Origin of the sequence: Nocardioides sp. Root240 (assembly GCF_001428825.1) — a bacterium.
GTDB lineage: Bacteria > Actinomycetota > Actinomycetes > Propionibacteriales > Nocardioidaceae > Nocardioides.
Map to the genome: position 1 here is coordinate 261787 of NZ_LMIT01000015.1, position 10428 is coordinate 272214.

A 10428-nucleotide genomic window follows, 5' to 3' on the forward strand; every position below is an offset into this window, starting at 1 on the left:
CTGTCTCAGTTCAGCGCGCGTGGACAGACACCTCGGTTGCCTTCACGACGAACACGACCTCGGTCCCGGGGGCCAGTCCGAGCTCGGTCGCGGCCGCGAGGGTGACGTCGGCGGCGAGGTCGCCGGCCCGCACGCGCAGCGTGTCACCGTGCGGTTCGAGCTCGTCGATGCGGACGACGAGCGCGTTGCGCGGGCTTCCTCCGGGCGGCTCGCGGTGCACGGCGACCGCCGACGGCCGGAACACCGCGACGGCCTCGTCGCCCGCTGCGGGGGCGGGGTCGCCGGGCGTGCCGTGGAGGACGGAGCCGTCGGGACGTCGTACGCCGTCGGGGGTGGCGGTGCCGGCGACGAGGTTGAGCCCGGCGAAGCGGGCGGCGAAGGAGCTGCGCGGTCGTGACAGCACGTCGCGGGCGGGACCCTGCTCGACGACCCGCCCGCCCTCGAGCACGACGACGCGGTCCGCGAGCAGCAGGGCGTCGAGCACGTGGTGGGTGACGACCACGGCGGTCCGGCCGGCGAGGACGCGGCGCAGCAGCTGACGCAGCGCGGGGGCGACGGCGATGTCGAGCGCTGCCATCGGCTCGTCGAGCAGCAGCAGCCGCGGGTCGGCGGCGAGGGCGCGGGCGATCGCGACCCGCTGGGCCTGGCCCCCGGAGAGCTGCGCGGGCCTCCGGCCGGCGAGCTCGGTCGCGTCGACCTCGGCCAGCCACTGCTCGGCGCTCGCCCGGGCGGCGCGACGTCCGGTCCCGCGGCTGCGGGGACCGAAGGCGACGTTCTCGAGGACGCTGAGGTGGGGGAAGAGGAGCGGGTCCTGCGCCAGGAGGGCGGTACGACGCGCGTGCGGCGCGACCCAGCGGCCGTCGCCGGTGAGCACGTCGCCGTCGAGCGCGACCCGGCCCGCGTCGGGACGGAGCAGCCCGCCGACGACGTCGAGCGTGGTCGACTTGCCGGCGCCGTTGGGACCGAGGATCGCGACGGTCTCGCCGGCGGCGACGTCGAAGGCGACCTCGACGTCGCGGTCCGCGACCCGGATGTCGATGTTCACGCTCACAACGCACCTCGCGGGCGGACCAGGCCGATGACGAGGACTGCGACGACGACGAGCAGCAGCGCCATCGCGACCGCGGCGTCGGCGTCGGTCACGCGCAGGTTGTAGATCAGCAGCGGCAGGGTGCGGGTCGTGCCCTCGAGGCTGCCGGCGAAGGTGACGGTCGCACCGAACTCCCCGAGCGACCGGGCGAAGGCGAGCACGGCGCCGGACGCGAGGCCGGGCAGCACCAGGGGCAGGGTGACCCGCCGGAGCACCGTGGTGGGAGCCGCGCCGAGCGAGGCGGCGACGACGTCGTACCGCTCGCCGGCGGTGCGGAGCGCCCCCTCCAGGCTGACCACGAGGAAGGGCAGCGAGACGAAGGTCTGCGCCATCACGACGGCGATCGTCGAGAACGCGATCTGGATGCCCCACGCCTCCAGCTGCGCCCCCAGCAGGCCCTTGCGGCCGAAGGCCGCGAGCAGCGCGATGCCGCCCACGACCGGCGGCAGCACCAGGGGGAGCAGCACGAGCGACCGGGCGGGACCGAGCCAGCGCGCCTCGCTGCGGGCCAGCACCACCGCCAGCGGTACGCCGAGCACGAGGCAGAGCAGCGTGCTCGCGGCCGAGGTGCGCAGGCTGAGGTCGAGCGCGGAGAGCGCCGCGTCGGAGGTGACCAGGCCGGGGAAGTCGGCCCACGCGATGCGGGTCGCGAGCGAGGCGACCGGCAGCACCACGAACACGCCGGCCAGCGCAGCGGGCAGGTAGACCCAGCGCGGCAGGCCGACGTGCCGGGAGCGACTCATGCGGCCGGCGGTCCGAACCCGGCGGAGGTGAACACGGCCTGGCCCTCGCCGAGCACCAGCTCGATCCACGCCCGGGCGAGGTCGGCGTGCGCCGAGTCCTTCACCCCGACGATCGGGTAGTGGTTGACGACCTCGCCCGACTCCGGGAACTCGATGCCCTCGACGGCGTCCCCGGCGCCCTTCACGTCCGTGACGTAGACCAGTCCGGCGTCGGCCTCGCCGGACTCGACCTTGCCGAGCACGTCGGTGACCGACTGCTCCTCGCTGTCGGGCGCGAGGGTCACGCCGGCAGCCTTCGCGACCTCGACGGAGGCACTGCCGCAGGGCACCTCGGGGGCGCACACGACGACGTCCAGGTCCTTGTCGCCGAGGTCCGCAAGGCCCTCGACGCCCGCCGGGTTGCCCGGCGGGACCGCGATGACCAGGGTGTTGGTCGCGAACTCGGCCGGGTCGCCGTCGTCCAGGTCCGCGGCGACGAGCTTGTCCATGTTCTTGGTGTCGGCGGAGGCGAAGACGTCGGCCCGGGCGCCCTCGGTGATCTGCGCGACCAGGTCGGAGGAGCCACCGAACGACAGCTTCACGTCGACGTCCGGGTGGGCGTCCTCGAAGGTGGTCTCGAGCTGCTCGAAGGTCTTCGTGAGCGACGCGGCCGCGAACACGGTCAGCGTGGTCTTCTCGGTGTCTCCCTTGTCTCCCTTGTCTCCGGCATCGCTGTCGTCACCGCACGCGGTGAGGGAGAGGGCGAGCAGTGCGCTCGCGCCGACCAGGGTCGTGCGGCGAAGGGTCTTGTTCATCAGTGGTTCTTCCTCGGGACGGGTCGCTCGACGACGACACTGGTGGACTTCACCGAGGCGATGGCGCGCACGCCGGGCGCCAGCCCGAGCTCGGTCGCCGCCTCGGCGCTCATGAGGGACACGACGCGGTACGGGCCGCACACCATCTCGACCTGCGCCATCACGGTGTCGGCGACGACCCGGGTGACGATGCCGGTCATCCGGTTGCGGGCGCTCACCTCGCCGGCGCGGGTGCGGTCCTTCTCTGCGTCGTCGACGAGGGAGGCCGCCAGTGCGGCGAGGTCGGCGCCGTCGACCACGGTGCGCCCGTCGGCGGTCGCGGCCGGAACCCGGCCGCCGTCGATCCAGCGGCGCACGGTGTCGGTGCTGACGCCCAGGAGGTCGGCTGCCTCGGCGACGCGGTACTCACTCATGGAGGGCACTCTGTCGCATCTGCGGCAGAAAAGCACCAAAACTGCCGCAGGTGCGGCGAACTCCGCCCCTGGTGCGACGCCGACCGGGACCGGCTGGGAGACTGGCCGCGTCATGAGCAGCGATCGACCCGAGCCCACCGGCAAAGCCGGGCGCTACCAGCGATCCGCCGTCGGCCTGATCGTCTCCCTCGTCGTCACGGTCGTCGGCGTCGGCGGACTGCTCTACTTCATGGGCCTGTTCCGGCCGGACTTCGAGACCAAGCCCGAGGCCGTCGACTACCTCGAGACGGTGGAGTCCGCGCAGCAGGCCGGCCTGCAGGTGGCCTACCCGCCGTCGCTGCCGAAGGGCTGGATCGCCACGGGCGTCGACGTCATGGTCGGCGACGACCCGGTGTTCATGATCCGGATGCTCACCGACGAGGACCGCTTCGTCGCGGTGCGGCTGGAGGACACCTCCGTCGGTGCGCTGCTGGACGCCTGGGTCGACCAGGACACGGCCGTGGCGGACGGGTACGACGTGCCGGCCTCGGTCGCGCACCCCGTCGCCCGGGAGTGGGACGGCTACACCGACGACGGTGGCGACACTGCGTACGCCGCCGAGTGGCAGGACCAGACGGTGCTGGTCTTCGGGTCCGCGCCGGCCGAGGACCTGCACACGATCATCGACTCGCTGGTCACGAAGAAGCTCGGCTGACGGTCACGGGTCAGTCCTCGTCGTCGGCACCCAGCACGGCCTCGAGCCGCTCGCGGGCACCGTCGATCCAGTCCTGGCACACGGTGGCCAGGCGCTCGCCGCGCTCCCAGAGCGCGAGGGACTCCTCGAGCGTCGTACCCCCGGCCTCGAGCTGGCGGACCACCTCAACGAGCTCGGCGCGGGCGTCCTCGTAGGACGGCTTCTCCGCAGTCGCGTCAGTCATGGCTCTCCTCGATGGGTTCGGTCTCGGTGGCGGTGGCGTGGACCCGTCCGTCGGCCACGCGGACGGACACGGCGGCGCCGGCGGCGACGCCGTGGACGCTGGTGACGACGTGGCCGTCGGCGTCCTGGAGGACGGCGTACCCGCGTTGGAGGGTCGCCAGCGGCGACAGCGCCTGCACACGGGCGCGGTGGTGGTGGACGTCGTCGGCCGCGCGGTCGAGCTGCCACTCGAGCTGGCGCCGGATCCGGGCCCGCCAGTCGTCGAGCTCGCCCGAGCGCGCGTCGAGCAGGGTCGTCGGGTCGGCGAGCGCCGGGCGCGAGCGAATCGCGTCGAGCTGGGCCTGCTCGCGGTCGAGTCGCGCGAGGACCGCCTGACGCAGCCGCCCGCGGGCCTCGACGACGCGGGCACGCTCCTGCGCCATGTCGGGCACGACCCGCTTGGCCGCGTCGGTCGGCGTCGACGCACGGACGTCGGCGACGAGGTCGAGCAGCGGGGAGTCGGGCTCGTGGCCGATCGCGGACACGACGGGCGTGCGCACCGCCGCCACCGCGCGGATCAGTCCCTCGTCGGAGAACGGCAGCAGGTCCTCGACCGAGCCGCCGCCGCGGGCGATCACGATGACGTCGACCTCGGGGTGGGCGTCGAGGCGGCGCACGGCCTCGATGACCTCGGCTGCGGACCGGTGGCCCTGCATCGCGGCGTAGGCGATCTCGAAGGCGACCGCGGGCCAGCGGCGGGTGGCGTTCTCGACGACGTCGCGCTCGGCTGCGGAGTTCGGCGCGGTCACCAGTCCGACGCGGGCGGGCAGCGTGGGCAACGGCCGCTTGAGCTCCTGGGCGAACAACCCCTCGGCCGCCAGCAGCTGTCGCCGCTGCTCGAGGCGTGCGAGCAGCTCGCCGAGCCCGACCATGCGGATGTCGCGTGCCTGGAGGGAGAGGGTGCCGCGGTTGGCGTAGTAGGACGGTCGCGCGTGGATGACCACGCTCGCGCCCTCCTGCAGCGGCGCCGCGAGGCCGTCGAACAGCACGCGGGAGCAGGTGACCGGCACCGAGATGTCGGCGACCGAGTCGCGCAGGGTGAGGAAGACCGTGTTGAGGCCGGGCCGCCGGCTGACCTGGGTCACCTGGCCCTCGACCCACACCGCGCCGAGCCGGTCGATCCAGCCGGAGATCGCGTTCGCGATCGCCCGGACCGGGGCCGGCTTCTCGAGCGAGGTCTCCAGGGTCACGCCGGCGAGCCTATTTCATGGGACCGACGCAGGCGGGCCTACCCTTCTCGGGTGCGCCTGCGGATCGACCTCGCCTACGACGGCAGCGACTTCCGCGGCTGGGCGGCGCAGCCGGCCCTGCGGACGGTGCAGACCGAGCTGACGAGTGCACTCACGACCGTGCTCCGGCTGCCCGAGGGATCGCTCCTGGTGACCTGCGCGGGCCGCACCGACTCGGGGGTTCACGCGCGCGGGCAGGTGGCGCACGTCGACGTACCGGACGACGAGGAGACGGGCTCGAAGACCGCGGCCCGGCAGCTGACGCAGCTCGACGTGCTGGCGCGGCGGGTCAACGGGGTGCTCGGCAAGGACGTCCGGGTCCGGCGGATCTCCGCGGCGCCGGAGGGCTTCGACGCCCGGTTCGCGGCGCTGTGGCGGCGCTACGCCTACCGGATCATAGACGACCCGACGCAGGTCGACCCGCTCACGCGCAACCACGTCCTCGCGTGGCCGCGACCGCTCGACGAGGCGGCGATGAACGAGGCCGCCGCGTCGCTGGTCGGGCTCAACGACTTCGCGGCGTTCTGCAAGCACCGCGAGGGGGCGACGACGATCCGGACGCTGCTGGAGTTCGGCTGGACGCGCACTGCCGACGGGATGCTGGTCGGGCACGTGCAGGCCGATGCCTTCTGCCACTCGATGGTCCGTGCCCTGGTCGGCTGCATGATCGCCGTGGGTGAGGGGCGCAAGGACCCTGCCTGGGCGCACGAGATCCTGACCGGCCGGCGACGCGACCCGGGTGCGGTCGTGATGCCGGCGCACGGGCTGACCCTCGAGGAGGTCGCCTACCCCGACGACGCCGAGCTGGCGTCGCGGGTGGAGCAGACGTCGGCGCGTCGTACACCCCTGGAGGACCTGTGAGCGACGAGCACTACTTCTCCGCCGACCCGTCCGTCGCCTTCCAGCGCGCGCCCGTCGAGACGGAGGTCTGGGGCCACGAGCTGCGCCTGGTCAGCGGTTCGGGCGTGTTCGCGCAGGGTCGCCTCGACATCGGTACGTCGGTCTTGTTCCGCGAGACCCAGCCACCCACCGGTGGGCGGATCCTCGACCTCGGCTGCGGGTACGGCGTCATCGGCATCGCCTGCGCGGTGGCCGCGCCCGACGCGATCGTCACCGCGGTCGACGTCAACCAGCGGGCGGTCCTGCTCGCCAACGAGAACGCCGCCTCCGCCGGGGTCGCCGACCGGCTCACCGCGTCCGTGCCCGAGGAGGTCGCGGCCGACGCGCAGTTCGACGAGATCTGGTCGAACCCGCCGATCCGGATCGGGAAGGCCGCGCTGCACGAGCTGCTGCTCACCTGGCTCCCGCGCCTGGCGCCGGGCGGTCGCGCGGTGATGGTGGTGGGCAAGAACCTCGGCGCCGACTCGCTCCAGCGCTGGCTGGGGGAGCAGGGCTTCCCGACCGAACGGGTCGCCAGTGCCAAGGGCTTCCGGGTGCTCGAGTCGCGCCGAGCCTGACCGGACACGCCCTAGGGTGGCGGGCATGGCCACCGAGTTCACCGTGCGCGGCTCGCACCTCGCCTACCAGCAGCCCGAGCGCGGCACCGTCCGCGCGACGCTGTCCTTCCAGGGCCCCGCGCTGCCGCCGGTCTACGAACGCGTCGTGCGCGACCTCGAGGCCGTGAAGACCTCCGTCGCCGCGCTGCACGACCCCGAACGGGGACCGGTCACCTGGTGGTCGACCAAGCACGTGCGCACCTGGGCCGAGCGCCCGTGGAACCAGGACGGCAAGCAGCTCCCGCTCGTGCACCACGCGAGCGTCGGTGTCGAGGTGAAGTTCCGCGACTTCGCCGCGCTCGGCGCCTGGGTCGGCCAGCACGTCGCGGCGACCGCCGGCTTCTCGCTCGACGGCGTCGTGTGGGCACTCACCGAGCAGCACCGCATCGAGCTGGAGCGCACCGTCCGCAGCCGTGCCGTGCAGGACGCCGCGCGCCGTGCGCAGGAGTACGCCGACGCGCTCGACCTCGGCACGGTCCGTGCCGTCGCGGTGGCCGACGCCGGCATGCTCTCGCCGGGGCTGCACCCCGCGGGTGGGGGCGGCCCGGCGCCGTACCAGCGGATGGCGGCGATGGCCAAGGACAGCGCCGGCGGTGCGGAGCTCGAGCTCTCGCCGGAGGACATCGAGGTGTCGGCCGACGTCGACGCGCGCTTCGTCGTCGACTGAGCCGTCCCGTGCCCACCCTCTCCGACGTCGCGCGGCAGCTCGACCGCCGCGGGACGCTCACCCACGAGCGCGCGGCGGTGCTGCAGCTCGCCGCCGCCCCGGAACGGCCGGAGCGCTACAAGTGCGTCCACGCCGACCTCGCCGGCGCCGGGTGGTCGCACCCGTGGCCCGACGAGGAGATGTATCCCCACGCCTGCTGCCGCGAGCACGAGCACTGCCCCGCGGAGTGGTTCAGGGAGTGACGCTCGCCTGCGCCAGCACCTCGGCCGCAGGACCCGTCGCCGGCAGGCGACCCCAGAGCACCAGCAGCAGCTCCGCCGCAGGCGCGGCGAGCTCGACCTCGGCTTCCTCGCCCGCCGGTGCCAGGACGACGGACCGGCCCAGGTCGGTCGCCGTCAGCCGGACCGGCGCGGCCAGCGGATCGGTGCGCCCGAGCCGCACCTGGCGCGGGTAGAACACGGTCGCGACCTCGTCGACACCGTCCCAGCCGAGCTCGGGGCCCACGCCCCAGGAGTCCGTGCGGTGCTGGGAGGCGAGGGCGTCGTACAGGTGCATGGTGACCTCGTGGACCTGACGGCGACGCCAGAACCCGCTGGTCCGGTCGGTGCCGAAGGTCCATGCGGGCGCGTCGGGCGCGGTGCTGCGCAGCGCGTCGAGCAGGACGCCCGCCGCGTCGCGGTAGCCGGCGACCAGCGCGTCGCGGTCGAGGCCGGGCGCAGGGGAGTCGCCGTCCGGCGTACCCGCGGTCACGGCGTGCGCCGCCCACGCGTGCGTCCACCGGGTGTGCTCGCCGAGGTCGGCCAGCGTCCACCCCGGACAGGTCGGTACGTCGGCCCCGAGGTCACCCGTCGCGAGCACGTCGGCGAACCGGCCGGTCGTGCTCTCCAGCAGCTCGATCCACTCCATGGCGGCATCCTCGCAGGGCGTGCTGTGGGAGGGTCGCAACAGGATTCGCCGATCGGGCGTCGGAAGGGTGTGAAGGCATTGATCCCGGACGAGGTGGCGACCTCGAGCCCGCCGGAGTTCGACAGCTGGGTGGCCGCCCGCGGACCGGCGTTGCTGCGCCTGGCCTACGTCCTCGCCGGCAACGCCGCCGACGCGGAGGACGTCGTCCAGGACGCGCTCTCGCGGGCACTGCCGCGCTGGGACCGGATCGTGCAGGCCGACGACGTCGACGCCTACGTCAAGCGGATGGTCGTCAACGCGCACACCTCGTGGTGGCGCAAGTTCCGTCGCCGCGAGTCGCCGTCGTCGTACGTCGACAGCGGCGAGACGGTCGCCGGCCCCGGTGAGGGCCCCGGCCACGACGAGCGGCGCCGCCTGTGGGCCGCGTGCCGGGCACTGCCTGAAGCACAGCGGACCGCGGTGGTGCTGCGCTACTACGAACAGCTCGAGTACGACGAGATCGCCGCCCTGACCGGCGTCCGCGAGGGAACCGTGCGCTCGCGGGTGTCGCGCGGCCTCGCGGTGCTGCGGGCGGATCTCGCGGGAGGTGGGGACGATGAGTGACCTGGAGCAGCAGCTGGCCGGCGTGCTCGCCGATGTCTCCGAGATGGCGCCTGCCGTCAGCGGGTTGGCCGACGGAGCACGCCGACGGCACCGGGTACGCCGCCAGCGGCGCCTCGCGCTCGGAGCGGGCGCCATCGCGGTCGTGGTGGGCGCGGGTGCGGTGCTCGTGGGCGGGCTCGGCGGCACGGACCGGGCCAACGACCCGGTCGACCAGCAGCACCTGACCCCGCGCCCGGAAGGCGGCTGGCAGGACGTGGTCGACAGCGGCCTCCACTTCTCGGTGCCGGCCGACTGGACCCGCCGCACCTGTCCGGACGCCGACGCCGGCGCGTCCGCGATCTGGGCCGCACCCGGGGGTGATCCGTGCGCCGACGGCATGGGTGCGCTGCTCGGCGGCCCTCAGCACGTCGACCTGTCCTCGACCGTCGGTGCGGTGGAGCGGATCCACGACGGCGACCGGACCTACCACCGGGGTGTCGTCGGGGTCGGGCAGCTCTACCTCGGCGCCGCGGACGCGGACCGCGACGTCGTGCGCCGGATCCTCGCCTCGGCCGGAGTCGAGGGCCAGCCGGCCGTCGTCGCCGACCAGTGGGTCTCCTTCGAGCGGAAGGGGATCAGCTACGAGATCCCGACCTGGTGGGGAGTCGGCGAGTCCGGCGACCGCTCGGGCTACTCCGTGTGCCTGCTTCCCGAGGACAGCCCACAGCTCGACGGCGTCGTCGGCGACGCCGCGCACTACGTGCTGTCCGACGGCTCCGAGCCGGGCGCGGTGATCCGCGTCGTCGCACCGACCCAGGCGGTCGCGGAGATGGTGATGGACACGCTGGTCGTGCGGGTGGGGTCGGCGGGCAGCGAGGACTGCGGTCCGGAGGACTTCGCCCTCGGCCTGTTGCCGGGCGAGTCCACGCCGGGCGCGGGGGAAACCGGTCGAGTCGACCGAGCGCCCGCCCGACCTGCCGATCGATGACGCGCGGCCGGCGACGCCTGGTCACGGGCCCCTCGAGGGGCCGGCGGCTCGCGAGGGGGACCGGATCGAGGTGGGCGGGCACGTCGCTGGCCCCGCCGGATCGGCGGGGTGCGGGGCTGGGTGGTCAGGAATCGGGGGTGACGGTGAAGGTCAGGCCGGTGGGGCTGGTCCACTGGTAGTGGCCGGGGCTGGTGACCTCGTAGTCCCACGCGGAGTGGGTCTTGGCGCGGTGATGGCGCCGGCAGAGGGGGACGAGGTTGCACGGACAGGTCGGGCCGCCGCGGCTGTGCTCGATCGCATGATCCAGGTCGCAGGACCTGGCTGGCCGGGTGCAGTGCGGGAACCGGCAGCTGTGGTCGCGGAGCTCGACCCGACGCCGGTGGCGGTCGGGGATCTCGTAGGCGGTGACGGGAATGCAGTCGGCCAAGTCGACCGTGGGTCGGACGACGACGCTCGTGCCGGGGGCCTGGAGCCACTCCTTGATCTGCTCGGCACTGACCGGGGTCCGGGTCTCCTCGCAGCGTCCGACGGGGTTGGCACCGGTCAGGGTGGTGTCGGTGATGTG

General features: G+C 73.8%; 15 protein-coding genes. 7 read left to right on the forward strand and 8 right to left on the reverse strand.

Annotated features, from left to right (window positions below; all coding sequences use genetic code 11):
* Positions 1 to 10: 10 nt before the first annotated feature.
* Genes ASE20_RS22385 through ASE20_RS22400 form a run of 4 tightly spaced genes read right to left on the reverse strand, consistent with a single transcriptional unit; the run spans position 11 to position 3040 of the window.
* On the reverse strand, positions 11 to 1045 hold the full coding sequence (locus ASE20_RS22385) for a sulfate/molybdate ABC transporter ATP-binding protein (protein WP_225868939.1): 1035 nt from the start codon (positions 1043 to 1045) through the stop codon (positions 11 to 13).
* A gap of 2 nt (positions 1046 to 1047) precedes the next feature.
* Positions 1048 to 1833, reverse strand: coding sequence for an ABC transporter permease (locus ASE20_RS22390; RefSeq protein ID WP_056896786.1), 786 nt, complete (start codon positions 1831 to 1833; stop codon positions 1048 to 1050).
* Positions 1830 to 2627 (reverse strand): molybdate ABC transporter substrate-binding protein, encoded by a 798-nt coding sequence (gene modA, locus ASE20_RS22395; protein WP_056896787.1) that lies wholly within the window; start codon positions 2625 to 2627, stop codon positions 1830 to 1832. The genes ASE20_RS22390 and modA overlap by 4 nt, the downstream gene beginning before the upstream one ends.
* Positions 2627 to 3040, reverse strand: coding sequence for a TOBE domain-containing protein (locus ASE20_RS22400; RefSeq protein ID WP_056896788.1), 414 nt, complete (start codon positions 3038 to 3040; stop codon positions 2627 to 2629). Before ASE20_RS22400 ends, modA begins: the two co-directional genes overlap by 1 nt.
* 112 nt (positions 3041 to 3152) lie before the next feature.
* Here ASE20_RS22400 and ASE20_RS22405 point away from each other — a divergent pair, with 112 nt between their 5' ends.
* Positions 3153 to 3734, forward strand: coding sequence for a DUF4245 family protein (locus ASE20_RS22405; RefSeq protein ID WP_056896789.1), 582 nt, complete (start codon positions 3153 to 3155; stop codon positions 3732 to 3734).
* Positions 3735 to 3744: 10 nt separating this feature from the next.
* Here the strand turns inward: ASE20_RS22405 and ASE20_RS22410 are convergent, their stop codons facing one another.
* On the reverse strand, positions 3745 to 3957 hold the full coding sequence (locus ASE20_RS22410; protein ID WP_056896790.1) for an exodeoxyribonuclease VII small subunit: 213 nt from the start codon (positions 3955 to 3957) through the stop codon (positions 3745 to 3747).
* Complete coding sequence (xseA, locus tag ASE20_RS22415; RefSeq protein ID WP_056896791.1) at positions 3950 to 5185, reverse strand: exodeoxyribonuclease VII large subunit; 1236 nt, start codon at positions 5183 to 5185, stop codon at positions 3950 to 3952. Before xseA ends, ASE20_RS22410 begins: the two co-directional genes overlap by 8 nt.
* Before the next feature lie 51 nt (positions 5186 to 5236).
* On the opposite strand from xseA, the gene truA reads away from it, so the two are divergent.
* Genes truA through ASE20_RS22435 form a run of 4 tightly spaced genes read left to right on the forward strand, consistent with a single transcriptional unit; the run spans position 5237 to position 7629 of the window.
* Positions 5237 to 6085, forward strand: a complete 849-nt coding sequence (gene truA, locus ASE20_RS22420) for a tRNA pseudouridine(38-40) synthase TruA (RefSeq protein ID WP_056896792.1) — start codon at positions 5237 to 5239, stop codon at positions 6083 to 6085.
* Positions 6082 to 6681, forward strand: a complete 600-nt coding sequence (locus ASE20_RS22425; protein WP_056896793.1) for a class I SAM-dependent methyltransferase — start codon at positions 6082 to 6084, stop codon at positions 6679 to 6681. The genes truA and ASE20_RS22425 overlap by 4 nt, the downstream gene beginning before the upstream one ends.
* A gap of 25 nt (positions 6682 to 6706) precedes the next feature.
* Positions 6707 to 7387, forward strand: coding sequence for an SIMPL domain-containing protein (locus ASE20_RS22430; protein WP_056896794.1), 681 nt, complete (start codon positions 6707 to 6709; stop codon positions 7385 to 7387).
* Positions 7388 to 7395: 8 nt separating this feature from the next.
* Positions 7396 to 7629 (forward strand): hypothetical protein, encoded by a 234-nt coding sequence (locus tag ASE20_RS22435; RefSeq protein ID WP_056896795.1) that lies wholly within the window; start codon positions 7396 to 7398, stop codon positions 7627 to 7629.
* Here ASE20_RS22435 and ASE20_RS22440 read toward each other — a convergent pair.
* A complete protein-coding gene (locus ASE20_RS22440) occupies positions 7619 to 8293 on the reverse strand; it encodes a maleylpyruvate isomerase N-terminal domain-containing protein (protein WP_056896796.1) in 675 nt (224 codons plus the stop codon). The genes ASE20_RS22435 and ASE20_RS22440 overlap by 11 nt on opposite strands.
* Before the next feature lie 69 nt (positions 8294 to 8362).
* Here ASE20_RS22440 and ASE20_RS22445 point away from each other — a divergent pair, with 69 nt between their 5' ends.
* Positions 8363 to 8896: a SigE family RNA polymerase sigma factor gene (locus ASE20_RS22445; RefSeq protein WP_082612786.1), complete on the forward strand. Its 534-nt coding sequence runs from the start codon at positions 8363 to 8365 to the stop codon at positions 8894 to 8896.
* On the forward strand, positions 8889 to 9863 hold the full coding sequence (locus tag ASE20_RS22450) for a hypothetical protein (RefSeq protein ID WP_056896797.1): 975 nt from the start codon (positions 8889 to 8891) through the stop codon (positions 9861 to 9863). Before ASE20_RS22445 ends, ASE20_RS22450 begins: the two co-directional genes overlap by 8 nt.
* 124 nt (positions 9864 to 9987) lie before the next feature.
* Here ASE20_RS22450 and ASE20_RS22455 read toward each other — a convergent pair.
* Positions 9988 to 10428, reverse strand: a 441-nt coding sequence (locus tag ASE20_RS22455) for an HNH endonuclease signature motif containing protein (protein ID WP_162261573.1), incomplete at its 5' end; no start/stop codon positions are given.